This is a genomic window from Henriciella algicola, from assembly GCF_003576245.1.
Lineage (GTDB): Bacteria > Pseudomonadota > Alphaproteobacteria > Caulobacterales > Hyphomonadaceae > Henriciella > Henriciella algicola.
This window is the reverse complement of the sequence record NZ_QWGA01000003.1, coordinates 1,178,793-1,203,398: the sequence shown is the minus strand read 5'-3', so window position 1 is coordinate 1,203,398 and position 24,606 is coordinate 1,178,793. Positions and strand designations below refer to the sequence as shown.

24 protein-coding genes are annotated in these 24,606 nt (G+C 61.6%); 12 read left to right on the top strand and 12 right to left on the bottom strand.

From position 1 onward, the window contains the following. Window positions 1-95 precede the first annotated feature (95 nt). Both D1222_RS06405 and D1222_RS06400 read right to left on the bottom strand, forming a co-directional pair. Complete coding sequence (locus tag D1222_RS06405; protein WP_119453357.1) at window positions 96-713, bottom strand: LysE family translocator; 618 nt, start codon at window positions 711-713, stop codon at window positions 96-98. A gap of 105 nt (window positions 714-818) precedes the next feature. After that, a complete protein-coding gene (locus tag D1222_RS06400) occupies window positions 819-1,937 on the bottom strand; it encodes a serine hydrolase domain-containing protein (RefSeq protein WP_119453356.1) in 1,119 nt (372 codons plus the stop codon). Window positions 1,938-2,024: 87 nt separating this feature from the next. On the opposite strand from D1222_RS06400, the gene D1222_RS06395 reads away from it, so the two are divergent. Next, the gene (locus D1222_RS06395) at window positions 2,025-2,525 is read left to right on the top strand and encodes a DUF302 domain-containing protein (protein WP_182481879.1); all 501 of its coding nucleotides are present in this window, start codon (window positions 2,025-2,027) and stop codon (window positions 2,523-2,525) included. Here the strand turns inward: D1222_RS06395 and D1222_RS06390 are convergent. Continuing rightward, window positions 2,522-3,031: a hypothetical protein gene (locus tag D1222_RS06390; RefSeq protein ID WP_119453354.1), complete on the bottom strand. Its 510-nt coding sequence runs from the start codon at window positions 3,029-3,031 to the stop codon at window positions 2,522-2,524. The genes D1222_RS06395 and D1222_RS06390 overlap by 4 nt on opposite strands. Before the next feature lie 119 nt (window positions 3,032-3,150). Between D1222_RS06390 and D1222_RS06385 the strand changes: the two genes are divergently transcribed. The 9 genes from D1222_RS06385 to D1222_RS06345 all read left to right on the top strand — a co-directional run bounded on the left by D1222_RS06385 (window position 3,151) and on the right by D1222_RS06345 (window position 10,474). Further along, a complete protein-coding gene (locus tag D1222_RS06385) occupies window positions 3,151-4,035 on the top strand; it encodes an HpcH/HpaI aldolase/citrate lyase family protein (RefSeq protein WP_119453353.1) in 885 nt (294 codons plus the stop codon). A 3-nt stretch (window positions 4,036-4,038) separates the two neighbouring features. Then, window positions 4,039-4,386: an ArsC/Spx/MgsR family protein gene (locus D1222_RS06380; RefSeq protein WP_119453352.1), complete on the top strand. Its 348-nt coding sequence runs from the start codon at window positions 4,039-4,041 to the stop codon at window positions 4,384-4,386. 64 nt (window positions 4,387-4,450) lie between these two features. After that, complete coding sequence (locus D1222_RS06375; protein ID WP_147371822.1) at window positions 4,451-4,660, top strand: hypothetical protein; 210 nt, start codon at window positions 4,451-4,453, stop codon at window positions 4,658-4,660. A 90-nt stretch (window positions 4,661-4,750) separates the two neighbouring features. Next, a complete protein-coding gene (locus D1222_RS06370) occupies window positions 4,751-5,785 on the top strand; it encodes a MaoC family dehydratase (RefSeq protein WP_119453350.1) in 1,035 nt (344 codons plus the stop codon). A gap of 58 nt (window positions 5,786-5,843) precedes the next feature. Further along, on the top strand, window positions 5,844-6,266 hold the full coding sequence (locus D1222_RS06365; RefSeq protein WP_119453349.1) for a hypothetical protein: 423 nt from the start codon (window positions 5,844-5,846) through the stop codon (window positions 6,264-6,266). Window positions 6,267-6,318: 52 nt separating this feature from the next. Next, window positions 6,319-7,128 (top strand): diaminopimelate epimerase, encoded by an 810-nt coding sequence (gene dapF / locus D1222_RS06360; RefSeq protein ID WP_119453348.1) that lies wholly within the window; start codon window positions 6,319-6,321, stop codon window positions 7,126-7,128. 90 nt (window positions 7,129-7,218) lie between these two features. Beyond that, entirely contained in the window at window positions 7,219-8,514 is a 1,296-nt protein-coding gene (mtaB, locus tag D1222_RS06355; RefSeq protein WP_119453347.1) for a tRNA (N(6)-L-threonylcarbamoyladenosine(37)-C(2))-methylthiotransferase MtaB, read from the top strand. Then, window positions 8,511-9,854, top strand: a complete 1,344-nt coding sequence (gene ftsY / locus D1222_RS06350; RefSeq protein WP_119453346.1) for a signal recognition particle-docking protein FtsY — start codon at window positions 8,511-8,513, stop codon at window positions 9,852-9,854. Before mtaB ends, ftsY begins: the two co-directional genes overlap by 4 nt. Further along, complete coding sequence (locus D1222_RS06345) at window positions 9,851-10,474, top strand: 5-formyltetrahydrofolate cyclo-ligase (RefSeq protein ID WP_119453345.1); 624 nt, start codon at window positions 9,851-9,853, stop codon at window positions 10,472-10,474. The genes ftsY and D1222_RS06345 overlap by 4 nt, the downstream gene beginning before the upstream one ends. 434 nt (window positions 10,475-10,908) lie before the next feature. Here D1222_RS06345 and D1222_RS06340 read toward each other — a convergent pair whose 3' ends face one another. Genes D1222_RS06340 through argH form a run of 4 tightly spaced genes read right to left on the bottom strand, consistent with a single transcriptional unit; the run spans window position 10,909 to window position 16,506 of the window. Beyond that, window positions 10,909-13,554, bottom strand: coding sequence for a DUF4175 domain-containing protein (locus D1222_RS06340; RefSeq protein WP_119453344.1), 2,646 nt, complete (start codon window positions 13,552-13,554; stop codon window positions 10,909-10,911). Next, window positions 13,542-14,807, bottom strand: a complete 1,266-nt coding sequence (gene lysA / locus D1222_RS06335) for a diaminopimelate decarboxylase (protein WP_119453343.1) — start codon at window positions 14,805-14,807, stop codon at window positions 13,542-13,544. Before lysA ends, D1222_RS06340 begins: the two co-directional genes overlap by 13 nt. Before the next feature lie 11 nt (window positions 14,808-14,818). Beyond that, complete coding sequence (gene lptM, locus D1222_RS06330) at window positions 14,819-15,097, bottom strand: LPS translocon maturation chaperone LptM (RefSeq protein WP_119453342.1); 279 nt, start codon at window positions 15,095-15,097, stop codon at window positions 14,819-14,821. Further along, complete coding sequence (gene argH / locus D1222_RS06325) at window positions 15,094-16,506, bottom strand: argininosuccinate lyase (protein WP_182481878.1); 1,413 nt, start codon at window positions 16,504-16,506, stop codon at window positions 15,094-15,096. Before argH ends, lptM begins: the two co-directional genes overlap by 4 nt. Window positions 16,507-16,540: 34 nt before the next feature. On the opposite strand from argH, the gene D1222_RS06320 reads away from it, so the two are divergent. Beyond that, window positions 16,541-17,131, top strand: a complete 591-nt coding sequence (locus D1222_RS06320; RefSeq protein WP_119453340.1) for a TlpA family protein disulfide reductase — start codon at window positions 16,541-16,543, stop codon at window positions 17,129-17,131. On the opposite strand, the gene D1222_RS06315 is transcribed toward D1222_RS06320, so the two are convergent. From D1222_RS06315 to rpmB, 5 genes are all read right to left on the bottom strand, one after another. Then, window positions 17,128-18,195, bottom strand: a complete 1,068-nt coding sequence (locus tag D1222_RS06315; protein WP_119453339.1) for an esterase-like activity of phytase family protein — start codon at window positions 18,193-18,195, stop codon at window positions 17,128-17,130. The two genes, D1222_RS06320 and D1222_RS06315, sit on opposite strands and share 4 nt — an antisense overlap. Window positions 18,196-18,215: 20 nt before the next feature. Next, entirely contained in the window at window positions 18,216-20,219 is a 2,004-nt protein-coding gene (gene cobT / locus D1222_RS06310; RefSeq protein ID WP_119453338.1) for a cobaltochelatase subunit CobT, read from the bottom strand. A 71-nt stretch (window positions 20,220-20,290) separates the two neighbouring features. Then, window positions 20,291-21,274: a cobaltochelatase subunit CobS gene (gene cobS / locus D1222_RS06305; protein ID WP_119453337.1), complete on the bottom strand. Its 984-nt coding sequence runs from the start codon at window positions 21,272-21,274 to the stop codon at window positions 20,291-20,293. Window positions 21,275-21,363: 89 nt separating this feature from the next. Next, on the bottom strand, window positions 21,364-23,070 hold the full coding sequence (locus tag D1222_RS06300) for an amidohydrolase (protein ID WP_119453336.1): 1,707 nt from the start codon (window positions 23,068-23,070) through the stop codon (window positions 21,364-21,366). A gap of 116 nt (window positions 23,071-23,186) precedes the next feature. Continuing rightward, on the bottom strand, window positions 23,187-23,480 hold the full coding sequence (gene rpmB / locus D1222_RS06295) for a 50S ribosomal protein L28 (RefSeq protein ID WP_119453335.1): 294 nt from the start codon (window positions 23,478-23,480) through the stop codon (window positions 23,187-23,189). 208 nt (window positions 23,481-23,688) lie between these two features. On the opposite strand from rpmB, the gene D1222_RS06290 reads away from it, so the two are divergent. Continuing rightward, window positions 23,689-24,564, top strand: a complete 876-nt coding sequence (locus D1222_RS06290) for a DUF3108 domain-containing protein (protein WP_119453334.1) — start codon at window positions 23,689-23,691, stop codon at window positions 24,562-24,564. Window positions 24,565-24,606: the final 42 nt, after the last annotated feature.

The following is a 24,606-nucleotide window of genomic DNA, read 5'->3' as shown; positions in this document are numbered from 1 at the left end:
TGCGCCGGTCAGGAGTGATACATGAATCAGGATGGAGGTCCGGTTCGCGTCACACGCTCGCAAGCGGCGTGCCAATACGCCTCAAAGGCGATCTTTCAGCGTTGGGACGTCCAGGCCATCCAGACAGCGACACCGATCAGCGCGGCGGCAAACCCTGCCCTCACCCATTTCGACTGGCGGTAGTGAGCAATCTGCTCACCAAGCCTCGCGCCCATGAGGACAAGACCGGTGTGGACTAGAGTGGCGACCAGAATATGGAGACTGCCCAGCGTCAGAACCTGCGCGGCTGACGGCACCTCACCGTCGCTGCCTGCAAACTGCGTCACCACGGCGATATAGAAAACCAGCGCTTTGGGGTTGAGCAGATTGGCAATGAAGCCGCGCCGGAAGCCCTCCAGCGCCTTTGCCTGACCGGGCGACGCCTCTCCCGTTTCACGCCAGGCCTCCAGCGCGAGGTAGAGCATGAAGGCGATGCCTGCCCAGCGCAGCACTTCGTAGACGAGCGGGTTGCCCGCGATGAAGGCAGAAAACCCCGTCGCGGCCAGGACCAGCTGAACGGTGAGGCCAAGCGTAATGCCGGCCACCGCCATGAAGCCGACCCGGCGGCCCTGCTGCGCGGCGAGCGCCGTCAGCCAACCCATATTCGGGCCGGGGGTCAGCTCAACCAGAGCCATCGCGCCCAGAAAGGCGAGCCAGTTCATCTCGCTCAACATGTCTTGTCCCCGGCTATTTTTGCGGCGCTCTCGAAAACACCACGAAAAACACCGCCCATGCACCATCAGTGCACCGTGAACTATGAGGGAAACCCCGGAAGTTTCCTACAGGCAGCCATACAGTGCATCCACCAGGCGCCGCGCCCGCGGATCGCCCTGCAGATGGCTCGACTGTTTGTTCATGACATAGGCTGCCGACAGGTGGCGGTCAGGATCGCCAAGCGCGAGCGAGCCGCCCCAGCCTGAATGGGCAAGGGTTTCAGGGTTCGGGCCATAGATACCCAAATTATTGCGCATGACCCCGGCTGCGAACTCCGTCACAAAGGGCAGGACAAGGTCATCGCCGATCACCCGGCGGCGTGTCAGCTCCCGGAAAGACTCTTCTGGAATCAGTTGCCTGTCACCAAGTTTCCCGCCATTGGCATAGACCCCGTAGAGCTGCGCGACCGCCTTTGCGGTGCCATGTCCGTTCGCAGACGGGATCTCGATACGCCGCCAGTCGGCGCCGCCCCGGCCCGGCGCTGCCCACTTCGTCAGGAAAGCAGTCTTTTTGAACTCATTGAGATCACCAAGCACCGGCATGCTTCTCGGCCGCTGTATTTCGGCGACGCGGTCATGTTCGCTGTCCGCTAGACCGATGTGAAAATCGACCCCGGCAGGTGCGCAAAAATCCTCTTTTAATATGGTACCAAGCGTACGCCCGGTGATCCGCTTGACGATTTCTCCCGCCAGATACCCCCATGTGGACGGGTGATAGCCATGCGCCGTCCCCGGTTCCCAAAGCGGTTCAAGCTCTGCCAGTGCGGCGGCGAGACCGTCCGGATTTAGCCAGAGATCAGGGTCGATCGGCTCAGCGAAGCCCACAAGACCGGCCTGGTGGGAGAGCAGCTGCCCGATCGTGACATCGCCCTTCCCGGCGGCGGCGAATTCTGGCCAGACCTCGGCAACAGGAGTCTCGTAGCCTTCGTTAAGGTCGCCGATAATCGAAGCGATCACGAGCGCTGAAACGCCCTTGGTCGTTGAATAGACAGGAGCAATTGTCGTCTCGTCCCAGTCCTTGTCGCCCGCGCGGGAGGTCTTCCCGCCCTGAATGTCGACAATCACTTCGCCGTCCAGAATGGCGCAAAAGCCAGCGCCAAGCTCGTCGCCAGCCTCGAACGTCTCGGCGAAAACCTCACGGACAGGCTCAAACCCGCTCGCCACATGGCCCCGGATATCACTCATCGCCTGCTCCTCTTCGTCCAATTAGCGCTGAACGTAAGCACTCCGCCGCGCGTTGCGAGGTTTCAAGATGGAAAACAGGGACTTCAAATGAAACAATCGCTTCTGGCCGCCGCCGCCATTGCCGCCGTCTCGCTCAGCGCCTGCCAGACCGGCGCGCCGCAAGGCCCGGTGATTGATCCCGAGCTTGCCGAACAGCCCGCGGCGCAGGCCCTCATCGCCGCAGACAGCGCGAATGATTTCGTGACCACAGTTTCAAAGCTGCGCGCAGCGCTTGAGACGCGGCCTCTCACCATCTTCGCCATGGTCGACCATGCAGAAGGTGCGGGTGAGGCGGGACTGGAGCTCTCGCCGTCGACGCTGTTCATCTTTGGCAATCCCCAAGCCGGGACACCCCTGATGCAAGCCAACCCAGCGCTCGGCATCGAACTGCCGATGAAGATCCTGGTCATTGAGACGAACAGCGGCGTCCAGGTTTTGCGTCAGGACATCAGCGCGCTCGTGAGCCAATACGGGCTAAACCCGGAAAGCGTAAATGCCGCCGGGATCGAAGAAACGCTGGCTGGTATCGTCGCTGAAGCGACCGGCTAGTTCGACAGCAGGCTGCGCGCAGCGGCTGAGCGCCTTGCTTTCTCGATGAATTCGGAAAACTCGGTCACGGTCTCACGCCACTCGAACGTCTCGCTCATATTGAAGAGGTTCTCACCGCCAAGGTCATAGCGTGACTGGACGCAGAGTGAGGCGCTGCCCGCATTCGCCCCGCTGACGAGCGCATAGCCGCGCGGTTCACGTTGCAGATTGTAGGTATTGGCAAGCTCCAGCGCTTCTCCGGCATTGGTCGACATCATGTCGATGCAGCTGCGCGCGATCACGACCCGGCAGGCATAGTCAGGCACGTCGCACTGAAACATGGAGGCCGTGAACGCCTGCTCTTCAATTGTACCCTTGATGACTGGCACGCCGTGAAGAAGCACGCCTTCGAGCTGCCCAGCCCCGCGATCACGAAACTCCTGCATCGCCTTGCGCATGGTGATCGGTTCGGCGGTGGCGGTGAGGCCGGCAACACCTGCGATGAATAGGGCAGCAATTGTGCGCATGAGATACCTCTGGGGAAACATGTTGTCCTGCTTCTACGTGACAGGCCCGCAACTGGTTGTCATGTCGATGTTGCAGCCTGTACAAGCGGCCTCCAGTGAAACCTATCCGGAGCCTTTCCATGTCCAGCGCCAATCGTCCCCGCCGCTCCTGTCTCTATATGCCGGGCGCCAATGCCCGTGCGCTCGAGAAGGCAAAGTCGCTCGCCGCAGACGCGGTCATTCTCGACCTTGAGGACGCGGTCGCCCCGGACGCAAAGCTGGAAGCACGCAAGACCGTCTGCGACGCGGTAAAAGCGGGCGGCTATGGCGCTCGCGAGGTTGTGATCCGTATCAATGGCCTCGACACCGAATGGGGTCTTGATGATCTGAAGGCGGCGGTCGAGGCTGGCCCTGACGCAATTCTGGCACCGAAAGTCATCGATGGCGGCGATATCGACCGGCTGGACGATGCGCTGTCACGCGCCGGCGCCCCCAAGGATCTTGGCCTCTGGGTCATGATCGAGATGCCGAAGGCCATCCTCAACATTAAGGATATCGCCGAAGCTGCAGGCCGCACGCGCCTTTCCGCCTTTGTCATGGGCACCAATGACATTGCGAAAGAGCTGCGCGCGGTGAACGACCCTCAGCGCACCGCCTTCCAGACTTTCTTCGGCCTGACGCTGGCTGCGGCCCGCGCCTATGACATCATCGCCATCGACGGCGTCTATAATGACATTTCGAACGCTGAAGGCCTCGAAGCTGAAGTCCGCCAGGGCCGTCTTCTCGGCTTTGACGGCAAGACGCTGATCCATCCGAGCCAGATTGAGATCACGAACGAGATCTTCGCGCCCGCCGAAGCCGATGTGGCGCAGGCGAAAGACGTGATCGATGCGTTTGCGGACCCGGCCAATAAGGGCAAGGGCGTGCTCAAGGTTAATGGCAAGATGACCGAGCTTCTGCATCTTGAAGAAGCTAAGCGTATCGTCGCAGTTAATGAGGCAATCAAGGCGATGGAGGCCAGCTGAGCGATGACCTACACACTTCTCCACCACACGGGCTGTTCAACCTCCCGCAAAGGCCTCGCCCTGCTGCAGGAAAACGGGATTGAGCCAGAAGTTCGCAAATATATGAATGCTGGCGAAGCGCTGAGCGTCGCGGAGCTGAAGGACATCGCGCAGAAAATGGGCGGCGTCTCTCCACGCGAATTCCTGCGCGACAAGGACGCCCAGAAATTCGACATTCCGACGTCGATGAGCGACGAGGACCTGTTCAAGGCAATGGTCGAAAATCCAAAGCTGATCCAGCGTCCTATCGGCATCAAGGGCGACAAGGCGGTGCTCGGCCGGCCAATCGAAAAGCTGCTCGAGATTACCTGAATAGATCAAATTTGATCGAATTTCGGAGAAGGATGTTCAACCAGCTGCGGTATCAATGGCGGCTATGAGCTTCCTTATTCTGATCGCCTTCGCGTTTCTCGCCCTCGCTGGTGCCCTGTTCTTCGGGCCGCACTTCATCGCTTATGGCCCTGATGGCTTTCGCGATCTGATCCGCCGCGGCAATGCCCGGATGATCAGCCTGTTCCTGGTCGGCGCGATTATTCTCGCCATCCTTCTTCCGGGACAAGATCCGGCCTTGATCTCAAGGGTCTAGCCGGTGCAACTGGTCCCCGCATGAATTGACGGGGCCAGAACAGGCGTGCACTGCGCGCCGCTGCGCCCTCAGCAAAGCTTAGAGGGCGACATGACCAAATCGAATCCGGGCCACTATTTCGAAGACTTCAAGCCGGGCATGGAGCTTGTCCATGCGACCCCGCTGACCGTCTCAACCGGCGACATCTCGCTTTATCGCGCCCTTACCGGCAGCCGCCATGCGCTCTATTCGGCCGAGACCTTCGCGACGGCGAACGGCTTTGACGCCCTTCCGATCGATCCGCTGCTCGCTTTCCATGTCGTCTTCGGCAAGACGGTGCCGGACATTTCGCTCAATGCGGTCGCCAATCTCGGCTATGCCGATGGCAAATTCCTGAAGACGGTCTATCCGGGCGATACGTTGACGGCGATCTCCGAAGTCATCGGCGTCAAGGAAAACTCCAATGGCAAGACTGGGGTCGTCTGGGTACGCACGCGCGGTGAGAACCAGCGCGGCGAAACGGTTCTCTCTTATGTGCGCTGGGTCATGGTCCACAAGAAGGACCCATCCAATCCTGCACCAAACGTTACAGCACCAGACCTTCCGGACGCTGTCGCCGCGACTGATCTTGTCGCACCGAACTACACGGACTGGAACAGTGCGCTCGCCGGATCCAGCTGGCGATATGACGACTATCAGGTCGGCGAAAAGATCGACCATGTCGATGGCATGACGGTTGAAGAGGCCGAGCACCAGACCGCCACGCGCCTCTACCAGAACACTGCCAAGGTCCATTTCGATGCGCATGCGCAGGCGGGCAGCCGCTTTGGCAAGCGCCTCATCTATGGCGGGGTTGTAATCTCGATTGCGCGCGCTCTCTCTTTCAATGGCCTCGAAAGCGCTGCCCAGATGCTGGCCATCAATGCTGGCACCCATGCAGGCCCGCTATTTGCGGGCGACACCGTCTATGCCTGGTCAGAAGTCCTCGACAAGGCAGAGCTCTCCGACGGCACCGGCGCGCTACGCCTGCGCCTCGTCGCGACCAAAAACCATCCATGCAGTGATTTCCCGCTCAAGGGCGAGGACGGCAAGTATCACGCCGATGTCCTTCTGGACTTTGATTACTGGGCCGCGATCCCCAGATAGGCAGCCATGACCGGATCACCCCTCTGCACACCACAAAACACTGAGCGAGGGGCCTGATATGGGCGGCGTTCCCGGCTTTGATGGCGTCGCCTATGTCGCGACCGCCATTGCGATCCTGCTGTCTGCGCTCGCCAGCCTGCTGAGCACGATGACCCGCAAGCAGCAGGTCGAGGGCGGCGTGGTGGATGCGGGCATCCTTTGTGAGCTGACGGGTATTCAGGACCCGCGCGTCCTGCAGGATGTGTTTGGCCCACCCACCATGAACCGCATGTGGCAGGGGATAACCCTGAAACAGATTGCCCGCGAGCGCCGCTTTCCCGGCTATCTTATCAGTGATGACCGGGTCGACTGGGCCTGTATGGGCGTCGTCTTCCTGTCCTTCTTCTGGCAGCACGCGCTGATGGATGGCCTCGTGATTACGGCCGCACTGGTCCAGATTTCCGGCTGGGTGCTCGCTTACCAGCTGCCAAGGCAAGTCTAGCCGACACATCAGGCGCTTTCGCTTCGCGGCTTTCGCGCCTACATAGCGGGCCATGAAAGTCTGGAAGATGAATGGGGCAGGCAATGCGTTCGCGGTCTTTGACGCGCGCCAGCAAGCCTTTGCGCCCGATACAGACAAGATCCGCAGCATCGCCGCAGAGATGAAGGCCGATCAGGTCATGGCGATCGAGAAGGATGCGTCATCGGACGCCTTCCTGCGCATCTGGAATTCCTCCGGTGAAGAGGTTGGCGCGTGCGGCAATGGTACGCGCGCGGTCGCCCACCTCCTGCTCGAAGAGGCGGGCGCAAACACTGTCTCGATCCGCACGGCCGCAGACCTTCTGAAAGGCAGGCGCGCGGAGAATGGCCTTGTCACTGTAGACATGGGACAGCCGCGCATGGGCTGGGAAGAGATTCCGCTGTCCGAGAAGATGGATGTGCGCGGCGTCGATGTGCGTATCGGGCCCATGGACAATCCATACCTCTCAAAGCCCGCCGTCGTGTCGATGGGCAATCCGCATGCGGTCTTCTTCGTTGAGGATGTGGACGCCTACAATATCCCCCAGATCGGCCCACTGGTTGAATGGCACCCGCTATTTCCAGAAGGCACCAATGTCGGCTTTGCGCAGGTCATCGACCGCGAGACGATCCGGCTGCGTGTCTGGGAGCGGGGCGCCGGCCTGACCAAGGCATGCGGCACGGGCGCTTGTGCTGCGCTGGTCTGCGCCGCGCGGGCCGGGAAGACAGAGCGCAAGGCGCGCATGATCCTTGATGGCGGCGACCTCATCATTGAATGGCGCGAAAGCGACAATCGCGTCATGATGACGGGCCCCGTGGAAGTCGAGATGAGTTTCGAGCTGTAGGCCGCCGCCAAAAGCCCGTGCCTGCCCGCGAAACCTTGATTTACTGGGCATTCGGCGCGATGTGGCGGGGTCTGGACAGGCATTCTGGCAATGACGGCAACGAAAGATCCCAAACCGACGGCTTCGGCCTCGCGCGCCCGCGTGATCACGCTCGGCTGCCGCCTCAACTCCTATGAGAGTGAGGTGATGCGCGGGCATGCCGACGCTGCAGGTCTGGAAGACGCCATCATCGTCAATACGTGCGCGGTGACGTCCGAGGCCGTACGGAGCGCCCGCCAGACGATCCGCCGTGCAAAGAAAGATAATCCGGACGCCCGCATCCTGGTGACGGGCTGCGCCGCACAGATCAATCCGGACGAGTTTGCCGCCATGCCGGAAGTCGACCGGGTGATTGGCAATCATGAGAAGATGCAGGCCGAAACCTGGGTCTCGCCTGCCCTGAATGAGGGCCGTGAGAAGATCCTCGTCAACGACATTATGTCGGTGAAGGAAACGGCTGCGCACCTTATCGACGGGATGGAGGGCCGCGCCCGCGCCTATGTGCAGGTCCAGAATGGCTGCGACCATCGCTGCACCTTCTGCATCATTCCCTATGGCCGCGGGAATTCCCGCTCGGTTCCTGCAGGCGATGTGGTCCAGATGGTGCGGCGCCTTGTCGAGACCGGCCATTATGAAGTCGTCCTGACCGGCGTGGACCTGACGAGCTGGGGCGCGGACCTTCCCGGTCAGCCTCAGCTTGGCAACCTCGTCCAGCGTATCCTGAAACTGGTGCCGGAGCTGCAGCAGCTACGCATCTCTTCCATTGATGCCATCGAGATGGATGACGCTCTGTTCGAGGCCATTGGCGACCCGCGCCTTGCGCCCTTCATGCACCTCTCGCTGCAGCATGGTGACAATCTCATGCTGAAGCGGATGAAGCGGCGTCATTCGCGCGAGGATGCAATTGAGCTGGCGCAAAAGCTGCGCGCCATCCGCCCTGATATCGCGCTCGGCGCCGACATTATCGCAGGCTTCCCGACAGAGACCGAAAGCGCGTTCGAGAATTCAGTGCGCCTCGTTGAGGACTGCAACCTCGCCTTCCTGCACGTCTTTCCCTACAGCCCGCGGCCCGGCACGCCTGCCGCGCGCATGCCGCAGCTTGAGAAGGCTCTCATCAAGGAGCGCGCCGCACGCCTGCGCGACGTCGGTGAGCGCGCCCTCTCCCGTCACCTCGACACGCATGTCGGTGCGGTGCGGGATGTTCTTGTTGAGCTGGAAATTGACGGGCGACTTTCCGATTTCTCACGCGTTGCGCTGACGGGTTTTGCCACGCTTGAGGCTGGACGCCCCGTTCCCGCGCGGATAGTCGCTCAGGATGGACAGAAACTGATCGCGGAGCCTGCATGATCCTCTGGTTCGGAAAGAAAAATAAGAAAGTCGAGCTGGAAGACGCCGGCGCGCAGATGCGCGAGCCGGAACTGTCGGCCGAAGAGCTGGCCGCAAAGGAAGCTGCCGAGAAGGCAGAAGCTGAGCGCAAGGCGGCAGAAGAGGCCGCCGAGGCAGAACGCAAAGCTGCGGAACAGGCCAAGATCGACGCCGCAATCGCCGAAGCCAACAAGGCCTGGGAAGAGCGCCAGAAGCGCGAAGCCGTTGAGGCCGAAGACGAAGCGGCCCGCCAGAAGGCTGAGAATGAACTCAAGATCCTTGAAGAGCGCCGCCGCGCCGAGGCCGCTCGCGAGGAAGCGCGCCGCAAGGAAGAAGAGCGCCAGGCCGCCATCGCACGCGGTGAGCCAGACCCCTACGCCGAAATCCGCGACCCGGGCTTCTTCGACAAGCTGTCGGGGGGGCTCTCCAAATCCTCCTCCAAGCTTGGCACCGGGCTCACCGGCATGTTCGGCGGACGCAAGCTCGACGATGACGCGCTGGAAGACCTCGAAGACCTGCTGATCATGTCGGATATGGGCGCGAAAGTGTCTGCGAAGATCACATCGAACCTCGCAAAGACGCGGTTCGACAAGGATATCAGCGACGACGAAATCCGCATTGCGCTCGCCTCTGAAATCGAAGCGATCATGAAGCCGCGCGAGCAGGTCGTGGATTTCGCTGATGGGCCACGCCCGCGTGTCGTCCTGTTTGTCGGCGTGAACGGGTCTGGCAAGACCACGACGATCGGCAAGATCGCGTCAAAGCTGAAAGAGCAGGGCGCCAAGGCGCTGCTGGTCGCCGGTGACACATTCCGCGCCGCCGCCATCGAGCAACTCACCGTCTGGGGTGAGCGGGCCGGTATTCCGGTTCTCTCCAAGCCGACAGGCGCTGATGCCGCCGGCCTCGTCTATGAGGCCATCGAGAAGGCGCAGCGCGAAGATCTCGACCTAGTTCTCGTGGATACGGCGGGCCGCCTGCAGAACAAGGCTGAGCTCATGTCAGAGCTCGCCAAGATCGTCCGCGTGACCCGCAAGCTCGACCCAGATGCGCCGCATGACGTGATCCTCGTGCTTGATGCGACGGTCGGTCAGAACGCGCTGAGCCAGGTTGAAGCCTTCCGTCATACGGCTGAAGTGTCGGGCATCGTGATGACGAAGCTCGATGGCACGGCAAAGGGCGGCGTGCTCGTTGCCGTTGCCGAAGCACATGCCCTGCCGATCCACTTTGTCGGTGTTGGCGAGAAGGCTGAAGACCTTCAGCCCTTTAGCGCGGAAGCCTATGCAAAGGCGCTGGTTGGCCTTGGCCAGGAAGAAACGGTTTGAGCACCGGGGACGAGAAAGCCGCCCTCCGGCGTGAGCTGAAAACCTTGCGCGAAGAAGCCCATGCGCGCGACCCTGATGCGGGCGAAACACTCGCATCCAAGTTTCCACTCAAGCTGCTTGAGCGCTACGGTCCCGTGGTGGCGGGCTACCTGCCGATCGGCAGCGAGATTGACCCGCTGCCCCTCATGGAACGGCTTGAGGCTGAAGGCGCAAAGCTCGCCCTGCCGCGTCTTGAGACAGATGGCTCAATGACGTTTCGCGCCTGGTCGCAAGGGACTGACCTTGAAGACGGGCCCATGGGCCTGCGCCAACCCCTGGAGAGCGCAGATACGGTCGACCCAACGCTGGTGCTGATGCCGCTACTGGCTTTTGACGGCATGGGCGTGCGCATTGGCTATGGCAAAGGCCATTATGATCGCACGCTTTCCGGCCTGCGCGAGGATGGCCGTGTCTTTGCCTGCGGGCTTGGCTTTCATGCCCAGATGCTGGACGAGCTGCCCGCCGAGCCGCATGACCAGCCTCTGGACTGGGCCGTGACCGAGCGTGGCTCTGTGCCCATCTTCATGATGCGGACCTTCAAGGGTGGTGGCGGCAGAGATGATGGGCCCGGCGCGGCCTGACAGGGCGATGTGCTAATTCGGTCAGGAATTACCGATATGGCACGCCACGCCCGCGTGGTTCGACTTCGCTCACCATGCGGGCGAGAAACCATGCGATTAGCCCCGCATCCTGAGCGAAGTCGAAGGATGAACCCGCCAACTGCCAACGGCCCGACCTGCGTCATCCTCGACCGCGAAGCGGTCAGAGGATCCATCTCTTACCGCCTCATCGCACACCGACCGAGAGGTCAGGAGATAGGCTCCCAGATGAGCTATCGCTCATCGGGAGTGACGCCCGTATCGTTTCCACCCTTCATTTTGAGCCCGTCAAAAGATGGGGATCTTCCCCGCAGGCGGAGAAGGAAAGCGTAACGCCAATGGTGGTTCCTCTTCCCCCGCCCGCACTCTGAGCATAGTCGAAGGACGGGGCAGCGCCCAAGCTTAACGCAGAACCATCAGAAGCGGTCGAGCAGGCGCTCGAGATAGTCACGTTCTTCCTCGTCGGCTGGGTCGCCATAGCGGCGACGGAGCTCTTCCAGAATATCCTTGGCCCGCTGGCGTTCAGCCTCGTCTGGAATGTTCACGTCACGGCTGTCCGACGTACCGCCCATCGGACGGCCAAATGGGTCGACCTGATCGCCGCCATTGCCGTACTCCTCTCCGAGGCGCTCACGCTTGAGATCATCCAGCTCTCCGGCAAGTGTCTCGGCAAGATCGCGTATCTGGTCGGTGGCGTCGTCCTGATTGCGGATAGCCCGGAAATTATTGCCGTCTTCGAGCGCCTCAGCGGCGCGGCGCTGGGCGCGCTCAATCGCTTCGAGGGTTTCCTCATCAACCGTACCGCCAGCACCAGTACCATCCTCGCTGCTACCCCCTTCGCGGCCACGCCGACGGGCGAGCTCTTCAACGAGGTCACCCAGACGGGCCTGACGTTCGGTCAGCGTACCGCCTCGGCTTGAGCCGCCATCCTTACCCTCTTGCTCGCCGGGCTGGGAGCCGGACTCACCCTGCTCGCCCTGTTGCTGGTTTCCGGGCTGTTGGCCTGGCTGGCTTCGGCGTTCGCCGCGCTGTTCGGCCAGCGTGTCGTCATTGAGGTCGCGCTGTTCACGCAAGAGGTCGGACAGCTCCTGCAGCGTCTCGGAAAGCTCACGCTCTTCGTCAGGCATGTCCTCGTCATTCTCGCCCTGCTCGCCGGGCATTCCTGGAAAGCCTTCGCCGCTGCCATTGCCCTGCTGGAACTGGAGATTCTCGAGCATGTTTGTGATGTCAGCGAGGAGCTGGCGCGCCTGATCGGTCGCGCCGGTTTCGGTCAGGTCAGACAGCGCATCGAGCATGTCGGCAAAGTCGCTGCCGCCCATGCCGGACCCGCCGCCTTGCGCGCTGTCCGTATCACTCGGCGGGCTGTCGAGACCGTTCGCGAGTGCTTCGGCCATACGGGCCGCGAGATAGTTCTGGGCCGCCTGCTTGAAGGCTTCCATGCGGCGCTGGATTTCAGCTTCGGAGGCACCATCCCGCAGCGCTTCTTCTAATGCCTGTCGGGCGGCTTGAAGGGCGCGCAGGGCATCGGCGGCGCTGCCATATTCGGCCCGGAGCGCCAGAGACCAGAGAAGCGGCTCTGTCTCATCAGCTTCATCGGTAGAGCTCGCCGCCTGCAGGATGGACCCGGCATGGCTGAGGCCGAAATAGACGCTGACATCCTCGAAATAGCGCTCTGGCTTATACGTAACCGCGTCGATCATCAGGGACGCGCGCTGGATCCCGGCAGGCGCGCGGGAAATGCGCTGCGTCGCTTCAGTGAACACTTCGTCCTGAACCAGGCTCTCGCGATTTTGTGCCTCGGCCACTTCATATTCGCCATCTTCGCGCAGGATGGTGACGCGAATATCCTGAATGGCCCGTGCCAGCGGCTGGAGCAGTAGCTTTTCGGGCAGGATGAAGACTTCTGCCTCGCTCATCGTGGACTGACCCGCCCCATCGGTCGCGCGCAGGAAGCCGCGCAGTTCGAGGCCCGCCCAGCGGTGCCGGGTGAGGTCGATCGAGGTCATCTCTTCGGCTTCCTTCGGCGACAGGCCGGGAAGCTGGACGATGATGGCGTCTTCGCGCGCATCGCCGCCCTCATCGACGCGGAAGAGGACGAGTTCGAGACGCTCAATGCCGTAATCGTCACTCGCCTTCCATGAGAATTCGGTCTTGTCGGTGGGCGTGACCTCAGGCGCGGAGACCCATTCGACGGCAGGCGGGTTATCCGGTGAGGCTTCGACGAGCCAGCTTGCCCGCTCGCCCCACCAGCTGACGCGAAGCTCGCTATCGGCTGTGATGATCGCGCGCGCTTCGTATGCACCTTCCGGGGTTTTGCTGAAACGGACCCGCTCGCGGCCCTCTTCGCCCTCAATAATGAGATTAGGCGCTGACGGGGCCTGCGCCCGGACCGTCAGTTCAGACCCGGCCGGCACGCGGACCGGCGCGGCATCAGACGCGAGGAAGACGGGCGGTTTGCCGGTATGCTCTGGCGGCGTGATCCACGCTTCGATGCGGATATTCTCGGCACCGAAAAGACTGCCAATATCAGGGCTGAAGGCGCGTGAGAGACGCTCACCCGCCACTGAGAAGGACAGGAAAGCGGCAAGGGCCAGCAAGGTTGGAAGGATGAAACGTAGATAGAGCGGGTCTGAGGCGCGCCATTCGGCACCAAAATCCGGAACGTTCAGGCGGCGCGCGGCATCGGTAAGTTCCGTTTCATGCGCACGCCACAGCGCCACGCCGCTCGCATCGGGGCGGGCAGGACGGTCTTGAAGTGCAGAAAGCGGACGCAGCTCTGATTGGCGGTCGAGCAGGCGGATGGCTTCGCCGCGCTCCGGAGGGCGGTAGCGCGCCGCGCCAATCCAGACGAGCGGCAAAAGCCCGGCGAGAAAAATGAGCAGTGCAATGGAAGCGAGCTGATCGCTGACAGCATCGATCAGCCCGGTGAGCACCATGGCGAAGAAAATCGTAACGAAAACAGCGAGAGGCCAGAATGCGCGGACCGCACTCAGCCGCCAGAGCGCCGCTTGGGTCCGGGCGATCTTCGGCTCAAGTCCGGGGATCCGTCTCAGCTCAGCCAATCGGGCATGCTCTCCAGTGCGATCATCTCATCGAAGTCAGGTCGCCTGCGGATGACGGCGTAGCGGTCTCCATCGACCAGAACTTCCGGGACAAGAGGTCTCGCATTGTATTGCGACGAAAGCACGGCACCGTAGGCACCCGCCGACATTACAGCCAGACGGTCGCCCCCTTCAATGCACGGCATGTCACGTTCTGCAGCGAACTTGTCGGTGGACTCGCAGATCGGCCCGACAATGTCATAGCGCACCTTCTCATCATCCGCGCCGCGCTCACGCACGGGCAGAATGTCATGATGCGCCTGATAGAGGGCAGGGCGCATCAAATCGTTCATGCCCGCATCGACCATCAGGAAGTTGCGCTGCGGCGCTGGTTTGACGAACAGCGCCTCGGTCACAAGCACGCCTGCATTGCCAGCAATGACGCGGCCCGGCTCAAGTATGACTTCGAGACCCATCCCCTCGGTCACTTCGCGGATCATCTGCGCATAGGCGGATGGAGGCGGCGGATTGTCCGTCGATCTGTAAGGGATACCTAGCCCGCCGCCGAGATCGACGCGGCGGATGTCGTGGCCGTCATTGCGCAGATCCTTGACCAGCGTCATGACTTTCTCAAAGGCCGCGCGCATTGGTGCGATATCATCAATCTGCGAACCAATATGGACATCGACGCCGACCGCCTCGACGCCATCCGTCTCTGCAATCTGCGCGTATGTCGTACGGGCATCATTCCACGGCACACCGAACTTGTCGCCAGACTTGCCGGTGGAGATATTTGGATGACCGCCAGCGGCGACATCCGGATTGACCCGCACAGCGACCCTGGCCGTCTTGCCGACCGATTTGGCGACCTCGGACAGGACGCCAAGCTCGGCCGAACTTTCGATATTGAACTGGTGAATGCCTTCTTCGAGCGCGAGACGCATCTCGGCTCGGGTCTTGCCGACGCCAGAGAAGACAATCTTGCTGGCCGGGATCCCGGCTTTGCGGGCGCGCATTAGCTCTCCGCCGCTGACAACATCTGCGCCGCAACCCTCAGCGGCCAGTGTCTTCAGCACGCCAAGATTGCCATTCGCCTTTACTGAATAGGCGATCAGGCAGCTCATCCCGTCGAACGCATCTGCAATCACGCGCGCATGACGGCGTAGGGTCGCAGCCGAATAGACGTAGACCGGCGTGCCGACATCGTCGGCAATCGTGTCCAGCGCCACATCCTCACAGTGGAGGCGGCCATTCTTGTAATTGAAGTGATGCAACTGGCTCGTCCTTAGTCCGGCGAGACTTCACCCATACCAGTCTCGCCAATATCGGCTTCTGGGTCTGCTTTCGGGATCTCACCACCGAGGCCATTATAATAGGCCTGGTCTTCCGAACGGGCTGGCGCAGCAGCAACTTCGACAGCCGATGCAACAGGCTGGCGTGCCTCTTCGTCAGGCGGCGAAGAGAAGATTGGCGGCGGGCGGTCCAGATCGCCGCGAACGCCGCAGCCACTAAGGATGCCAGCGGCGACAGCAAACAGGCCAATCGTGGTCAGTCGTTTCATCATGATGTGGCCTCCAGGCCCAGACGTTTGTTCCAAAGCTCGATCTGCTCCTTCACGCGGACAGGTGCAGTGCCGCCATAGCTTTCACGGCTTGCGGCAGACGCTTCGACGCTTAGCACGGAAAAGACGGCGTCTGTAAGGCGCGGTTCGACTTCCTGCATGGAATTTAAGGAAAGCGCCTCAAGGCCGATACCGTCTGCTTCTGCCATGGCAACGATGCGCCCTGTGACGTGGTGAGCATCGCGGAAAGGCAGCTTCAGTTCCCGCACCAGCCAGTCGGCAAGGTCGGTCGCCGTGGAATAGCCTTTCGCGGCCGCTGCGCGCATGTTCGCCTTGTCGAAGGCGATCGTCTCCATCATGCCGGCCATGGCGCGGGCGCAGAGATCAAACGTGTCGAAGGCCTCGAAGGTCAGGCGTTTGTCGTCCTGAAGGTCCTTGGCATAGGCCAGTGGGAGTGCCTTCACCGCCCCCTGAAGGCTAGCGAATTGCCCAGCGATCAGCGCCGCCTTCGCGCGGATCAGCTCAGCGGCGTCCGGGTTGCGCTTTTGCGGCATGATGGACGAGCCGGTCGACCACTCATCGGAAAGCCGCGCAAAGCCAAACTGCGCGCTGGTCCAGAGGACGATTTCCTCTGCGAGACGCGAGAGATGCGTTGCCGCAATCGATAGCGCCGCCAGCGCCTCAAGCGCGAAGTCGCGGGCCGATACGGCATCGAGCGAGTTCGCCATTGGCCGGTCGAAACCAAGCGCTTCTGCCGTCATGTCCCGGTCGATCGGAAAGCCCGTCCCCGCAAGTGCGGCTGCGCCCAGCGGCGATTCATTTGCGCGAGACGCGGCCCCGAGCAGGCGGGCCTTGTCGCGCTCGATCATTTCGACATAGGCGAGCAGGTGATGACCGAGCGTGACAGGCTGGGCGGTCTGAAGGTGCGTGAATCCCGGCATGATCGTGTCGGCATGCTCAGCAGCGCGGGTCAGCAGGATACGCTGGAGCGCGCTGAGCGCACGCGCAGCCTCGCCGATGGCGCCGCGCGTCCAGAGACGGAAACCGGTTACGACCTGATCATTGCGCGAGCGGGCCGTGTGCAGGCGCCCCGCTGGCGCGCCGATCAGCTCTTTCAGCCGCGCCTCGATGTTCATGTGAATGTCTTCAAGCTCAACCCGGTAAGGGAAGGTGCCGGCCTTAACCTCTTCGAGGATCTGGTCGAGGCCATCCTGAATGGCGACATTGTCCTCTTCAGAGATAATGCCTGTCTCTGCCAGCATATCGGCATGGGCGCGGCTGCCTGCGATATCCTGCAGCACCATGCGCCGGTCGACATCGATCGACGCGTTGATCGACTGCATGATGTCGGACGGTTGCGCGGCAAAGCGTCCTCCCCACATCTGCTGGCCTTTCGAGGGATTATCTACCATGTCCTGCATCCTGGATACTTAAGAGGGGTTCGGCATGTCCCGCCTTGTAAAATTCGCTATTCCGGCCCTGATCGTGATCGGGCTCGTCGTGGTGTCTTTGACATTGCTTCAGGCAACTTCCAAGGGCGGAAGTAAGGACGAGATCGCCAATCTTGCCACGGGGTCGATTGCCGCACTGGACGTATCCAAGCGCGGGGAGCCTGTCTCAACCGCCGCGTTCGACGGTCCAGACGGCGAGGAAGTGACGCTGGCGGACTTTGAGGGCCGCAACATTCTGGTCAACTTCTGGGCCACCTGGTGCGGGCCGTGCGAACGCGAAATGCCGTCGCTTGCCGCGCTGCAGACGTCCAAGGGCGACGAAAACTTTCAGGTTGTCGCGATCAGTATCGATGCGGAGGAAGACCGTGATTATGCCCGCCAGCGCCTGCAGGAGCTGACCGGCGGCGTCATTGATTTCTATTTCGTCCCGCCAGAACGCTGGGAGGTCGTCTATGAGAGCGGCGCCCGCGGGTTCCCGACGACTGTCATCTATGACGAGACCGGATCGGAGATCGCCCGCCTGTCCGGAGAGGCGGCATGGGATTCGTATGAGGCTATCGCCCTTATCGAGGCGATCAAGAACTAGGCCGGGTCCGTCGTCTCGAAGACGTAGAGCAGCGTGCGCTGATTATCGCTGAAATTGTCGTCTGACAGGATGAATATGCGGCGCCGGCCATCGTCCAACGGCAGGACGGCTATGGCCTCAAAGTTATCAAGGGTGAGCGGCGCAGCCATGAAGGCGAGCGTTGTCGTCTGGCCGTCAGCACCTCGCACGCGAATGCCAATCGCGTTCTGCCGGGTCAGCGGGTTGTAGGCGCGGTGCAGGCTATAGAGCTCGGGCCCGGCAGCGTCGAGGCCGACAAGCGGCGTGCCGTCCGCCTTCACCCAAGGCGCGCCCGCAAAGGAGACGCCGCCATCTCCGGTCACGACACCCAGAGGGCCATCGCCGCCAGCCAATGTCTCAAGACCGAGCAGTAGTTTCCCCTCGCTGAGCACGAGACCTTCTGCGCCTGAATTGTCGCTGATGGACCGGCCAAGCCCTGTCGGACGTGAGCCCATGCTGGCCACAGGCACCGCGCGTGCGTTGCCGCCGCAGCGCTCATAGGCGAAAGCCTCGACGCGGTGATCGCGCTCGAAGCTGATGAAGGCGATGCCGCCTTCGACGTGCAGGCCTTCTGCGTCAGCCTCTGACTTGCCCGTCAGGATCTCTCCGTCGGCGCCGCGAAGATAGGTGAGCGTTGCCTGTCCCTGCGGCGCAAGCGTCGCCTGATCAAAGGGAATGCGAACCAGTGCGCCCGCGTCGGAAACGGCGAGCAGGTCGCCATTCGGCAGGATGTCCATGCCCGAAAGGCCACCAAAAGAGGCCAGCGGCGCGTCGAGTGCCCAGCCCGACACGAATTCGACGCCCGTCAATGCGCGGCCAATGGCGTCTTCGGGGCCGAGGCCGACGGGCGCAGCCTGCATCACGAAGGACATCGCGAAACCTTCGCCCTCGCCTTCAGTGCAGGAACGGTCAGCGAGATCGCTGCTGGCCGCATCGAACACCCAAGGGTCCGCTGGCGGCGAGGCAGGCGCTTCAGGCGTGTTGGAGCTACAGCCAGCAAGGCCCAGCGCCAGCAGGCTGGCCGCGAGAGGAAAAGTCCGGATCATGTCTAACGTCCTGCTGGAGATCAGCTTTTGGAGGCCTTGCGAGCAATATCCTGCATTGATGTCACTTTGACATCACGCGAGCCATAGCGCGGACCGCCGCGAGCTGTTTCTGACACGCCGCTGGACATGGTCCGGCCACTGATGCTGCCACTCGGGGTCTGCACGGCCATGGCTTTCTGATCTGGCAGATTGTCCTTCTCGTCGAAAAGGCTGGCCAGCTGCTCTGTGATCGCACCACCAAGCTGTTCGGCGTCCACCAGCGTTACAGCACGCTTATAGTAACGCGTCACATCATGCCCGATGCCGATGGCGATCAGCTCAACCGGGCTACGATTCTCGATCTCGGTAATGACCTGGCGGAGGTGACGCTCCAGATAGTTGCCGACATTCACGCTCAGCGTGGAATCGTCGACCGGCGCCCCGTCAGAGATCACCATCATGATTTTGCGCTGCTCGGGGCGGCCAAGCAGGCGGTCATGCGCCCAGAGAAGCGCCTCGCCGTCGATATTCTCTTTCAGCAGGCCTTCACGCATCATCAGGCCAAGATTCTTGCGTGCGCGGCGCCATGGGGCGTCGGCAGACTTGTAGATGATGTGGCGCAGATCATTGAGACGGCCCGGACCCGCAGGCTTGTTCGCCTTCACCCAGTCCTCACGGGCGAGACCGCCCTTCCAGGCCTTCGTTGTGAAGCCAAGGATTTCCACCTTCACGCCGCAACGCTCGAGCGTGCGCGCAAGAATGTCGGCGCAGAGCGCCGCGATCATGATCGGGCGCCCACGCATGGAGCCGGAATTGTCGAGCAGCAGCGTGACAACCGTATCGCGGAATTCGGAGTCGTCTTCCTGCTTGAAGGAAAGCGGCGCCGTCGGGTCGGTGATAACCCGGGTAAGGCGAGCGGTATCCAGAACGCCTTCTTCGAGATCGAACGACCAGGACCGGTTCTGCTGCGCCATGAGGCGGCGCTGCAGGCGGTTGGCCAGTTTGGACACAGCGCCCTGCAGCGATTGCAGCTGGTGGTCGAGATAGGCGCGAAGCCGCGTTAGCTCTTCGGGGTCACAAAGGTCGGCTGCCTTAGCGACCTCATCATGCGCCGTCGTAAAGACGCGGTAGGAGAAGTCCTGCCGGTCGTCGCCATCGCGGAAGTTCGGGCGAAGCGGCTTAGAGCCATCATCGCTCTCTTCGTAATCGTCCTCGCCTTCAGCTTCGGCGTCAGCATCGACGGAGACGTTCGCTTCTTCGCCTTCGACATCGTCGCTTTCGCCAGCCTCCATCTCCTCGGTCGATGAGCCTTCGGTCTCGTCGCCCTGTTCGGAGTCGTCGCTAGAAGTTTCCTGCTGCTCGGACTCCTCCTCGCTTTCGGTCTCGCTCTCGTCTTCCTGCTCGTCGCCGGCCTCATCACCTTCGGTGAGGTCCTTGATCAGGCGCTGGACGGTTTTAGCGAAGGCGCGCTGGTCATTGAGCTGGGTCAGTAGCTCATCCAGTGCATTGCCGCCGCGTTCCGTCACTTCATCGCGCCAGATCGAGGCGATGCCCTCAGCCTCCGCGGGCAGTTTGCGGCCGGTCAGCTTTTCACGCAGCAGGAACTCAATCGCTGGCGCAATCGGTGCCTCGGTGCGGTCCTGCATGCGGGTATAGCCCGCTTTCTCACATCGCGCCGCGAGGGCGGCATCGAGATTGGCGGCGGTGCCGTCCATGGCATTGGCGCCGATGGATTCGATACGGGCACGCTCTGCAGCCTCGTATACCTGACGCGCCATCTCGCCGCTCGGGCGCTCGGCCATGTGGGCGGCGGCATCATGGTGGGCCATGCGCAGGGAAAGGGCATCGGCTTCGCCGCGGGCGCGGGCCGCCTGCTCTTTGGAAAGCTCACGCGGCGGCGCCTGCAGGACCAGCCTGTTTTCTTCAGTCCGTCCCGCTTCAGAGACAAAGCTCGTCTCTACGTCGCGCGTCTGGCTCATGGCCTTCGCCGTCGTGGCAAGGGCCTGCTTGAAGAGTTCGTAGGGCGTATCGTCCTTGTTAGACATGGTCCTCACTTAGCGCCCGCTATCGCAGTTGCGAAGGGTTTTGCAGGCGGGCCGCAGCCCGCCGGTCAGCTTCAGGCGACGCGCACCATCAGCGCGCTTTCCGGCAGGTCTTCACCGAAACAGCGCTGGTACATCTCTGCCACGAGCGGGCGTTCGAGTTCGTCGCACTTGTTGAGGAAGGTCATCCGGAAGGAATGGCCAAGATCGCCGAAGATGCGGTAGTTCTCCGCCCAGGTGATCACGGTACGCGGGCTCATCACGGTCGAGATATCGCCGTTCATGAAGGCGTTCCGCGTCAGGTCCGCAAGGCGCACCATCTTGGACAGGAGCTCCTTGTCAAGATCGGTTGCCTTGGTCGAGACGATCTCCACTTCGGCATCATGCTCAAGATAGTTGAGCGTGGTGACGATGCTCCAGCGGTCCATCTGGCCCTGGTTGAGCTGCTGGGTGCCGTGATAGAGGCCCGTCGTGTCGCCGAGACCGACCGTGTTGGTCGTCGCGAACAGGCGGAAATACGGGTTTGGCGAAATGACGCGGTTCTGGTCGAGCAGCGTGAGGCGGCCAGAAGCCTCCAACACGCGCTGGATCACGAACATCACGTCCGGACGGCCGGCATCATATTCGTCAAAGGTGATCGCGACCGGGCGTTGCAGTGCCCATGGCAGGATGCCTTCGCGGAATTCGGTGACCTGAACGCCTTCCTTTAGAACGATCGCATCCTTGCCGACCATGTCGATACGGCTGACATGGCTGTCGAGGTTGATGCGGATCATCGGCCAGTTGAGGCGCGCGGCGACCTGTTCGATATGCGTCGACTTACCGGTGCCGTGATAGCCCTGCACCATGACACGGCGATTGTGTTCAAAGCCCGCCAGGATCGCGAGCGTGGTCTGCGGGTCGAAGCGATAGGCTTCGTCGATTTCCGGCACGTATTCGGTCTTCGTCTCGAAGCCGTGCACGACCATGTCGGTGTCGATGCCGAAGACATCACGGACCTTGATCTCTACGGTCGGCTCAAGCTCGGTCAGAACATCGGTATCGCTGGTCAGGCTCATAAACTATCGTCCTCGAATTGGTCTCGCGGGTCTCACGAAGGGGTTCTAGCACGCGAATGACATGCGCCTAGTGCGACGTGAGGTAAAGGTCACTCCGCCGCAGACCAGACGATTTCACCACCAACGACTGTCATCACTGCATTTGCATCCAGGATTTCAGCTTCCGGCACGCTCATCAGGTCGCGGTCAAAGACGGAAAAGTCCGCGATCTTGCCTGGCTCGATGGTGCCAAGATCTTCTTCCATGAAGGCGGCGTAGGCAGCGTTCGAGGTGAACAGGGCCAGCGCCTCTTCCCGCGAGACCGCCTCTTCAGGATGCCAACCCTCGCCGGTAAACCCGGTGAGGTCCTTACGGGCCACTGCGGCGTAGAATTCGATCAGCGGCGAGCCCACTTCCACAGGCGCATCAGAGCCACCCGCCACGAGCACGCCGGCATCCATCAGTGACTGCCAGGCATAGGCGCCCTGCAGACGCCCCAGACCGACGCGCGCCGGCGCAAAGTGCAGATCCCCAATAGCATGAGAGGGCTGCATGGATGCGATGAGACCAGATTCCGCCATACGGGGAATGTCTGACGGATTCAGGAGCTGGGTGTGCTCAATCCGCCAGCGATGCGACGCGTCATACCCGCCCTCGATGGCGCCGTCGATCAGGCGGCGATTACCAAAGTCGCCGATGGCGTGAATGGCAAGCTGATAGCCCCCGGTATCGGCGTCGCTCATGGCTTCCTGCAATTCTTCCGGAGAAAGCAGGGACAGGCCAGAGGTGTCCGGACGGTCGGAATAGGGCTCGATCAGAAGCGCGCCGCGAGAACCAAGGGCACCGTCCATATAGTATTTGATCGCGCGGTTGGTGATCGTGTCGGTCTCATATTTCCGGTTGGCTGCAATATCCCGGCTCATCTCGGCCTGTGCGGGTCGGCCGCTGAAAGCGTTCCACAGGCGCAGAGGCATCAGGCTTTCGGCATCGAGTTCGGCCAGCAGCGATGCATCTTCCGGCGGGACTGACATGTTGTGAATGCCGGTCCAGCCGCGAGAAGCGTATTCCGCCGCGCCGACGATGTAGGACTCACGAACGGCGTCGGCGTCGGGGGCCTGGTAGAGCGGAAGCGTAAGGTTCATGGCTTCGTCAATGAGAATGCCCGTCGCCCTGCCGTCTTCGTCGCGCTCGATCTTCCCACCTTCGGTGTCAGCGGTATCGGCATTGATGCCGACCGCATCCAGCGCTGCAGAGTTGGCGACCAGCGCGTGGCCATCCGCCCGGATAAGTATCACCGGCCGGTCCGGGACCACGCTGTCGAGGTCAGCGGCTGTCGGCATCCGCCCTTCGGGCCAGCCCGTCTCCAGCCAGCCGCGGCCAAAGAGCAGGCCGTCACCCGGCTTCGCTTCATTCTCTGCAGCGACCACTTCGAGAAGCTCTGCAATTGACTCCACGCTTGCGAGATCAAGCTGCAGCTCTCGCTCACCGATTCCGTTGAGGTGCGCGTGGGCGTCGGTGAAGCCCGGATACATGAAGTTGTTGTTCAGCCAGACAAACTCGGCGTTTTCGATATCGACCTCTGCGTCGAGGTCATCGACAGAGCCCGTCCATACGATGCGGCCATCGCCGCCAACGGCCACCGTATCCACCGTCTCGCCAGCAATACCGGTATAGATCGTGCCGCTTGAGAAAATCCGCGACGCGCTCGGGCGGTCGGCTTCGGTTGGCTCCGTCGCATTTGCCGCTGGCGGCGTCGGTGAAGGCTGCGTACAGGCAGCAAGCAGAAGGGCGGACAGGATAGCGGCGGGTCGCAGCATGGACGGACTCCTCAAAGAAGGTTTGTCTCTGGCTGGCCCATATGTGCGATCAACGCAAACAAAAACGCGCCCCGTCTGGAGCGCGTTTTTTAAAGTCTGTCGAAGATCAGGAGATCCTAGGCGCTTGCTTCAGCAGCCTGCTTCTCGATGTCCCGCTTGATCTTGAGGGCCTTCGCAGAAAGCGTGTCGTCCTTCGACTTCGCAAGGTAGCCGTCGAGGCCGCCATGCTTGTCGACCGTGCGCAGGGTCTTTGCCGCAATGCGCAGGGACACGTCCCGGCCGAGGGCTTCAGACCGCAGGGTCACGTTCACCAGGTTCGGAAGGAACCGGCGCTTGGTCTTTACATTCGAGTGGCTCACTTTGTGGCCGACGATCGGCTTGACGCCTGAAAGTTCGCATTGGCGTGCCATGGGGCGCTCGCTTAATAGTGTTAGATCAAATCCGAAGCGGCGCTCATACGCGCCAGCCACGCAAACGTCAACCGTCACGCTCAGCCGGTTACACACGGCCAAATTGAGGTATTATAGCGGCGAAGTCAGGTTGCCCCTGTTCAGCTGCCGTTCTGGTATGCACTTATATACGGTGAGAGCCAACGTCTCGAATTAAGGACTTTCCTACATGAAAAAGATGATCGCCGCCACGAGCCTTGTTGCGCTTGCGACCGCAGGTCTGTCTTCGGCCCAGTCTACATCGGCTGCGGCCACGGTGTCTCCACTTGGAGAAGTTCAGGCCGGCAAACCAATGCGTCTTGTCTATGAGGTGAAGGCGACGGCATGGGCGCTGTTCATTCCGATCACGGGCCGCGCCAATTTCCGCATGGACCTTCAGCCGGACACCTACTCCATCAATGGCGTGGTGAAGACGACAGGTCTCGCTGACATTCTGGTCAATTATGACATGCGCCTTGCGGCCAGCGGCTATGTCCGCGACGACCACCTTGAGCCTTACGCCTATGTCTCGCAAAACCGCGACGGCAAGAAGAACCGCCGCGTCGAGATGACTTATGGTGCAAACGATGTCGCGATGACGGCGACGCCGGCCTTCGGCAATCTCGGTGAGCCGCCTGCGACGCCAGCCCAGAAGCTCGAGGCGGCTGACCCGCTGACAGCTTTCCTCGGCCACGCTTTCACGCCGCGACCTGCAGATGGCAATCCGTGCGGTGGCCCGATGAAGATTTTTGACGGCCGCCAGCTGACCCATCTCACTTTTGAGAATGCAGGCCTCAAACAGGTGAAGACCGACGCCTATCGCGGGCAGGCCTATGAGTGTCATGTCTCCATGGACAAGATCGCTGGCTATGACGCTGATGAGATCAACGCCAAAGAGACGCTGACCGGGATTGATGGCCCGCTCCGCATGTGGATGGCCCCAATGGACAATGGCACCTACATGCCGGTGAAGATCCAGGCTGATACGGACGCGATCGGGTCGGTTACGCTGCAGGTCTCAAAGCTTCGCTATGAGCCGATCCCTGAGCCGTCCAACGAAGGTTAGCCAGTCGTCGCGTTGACCGGTCCGGGCAGCGCGGCTAAGGCG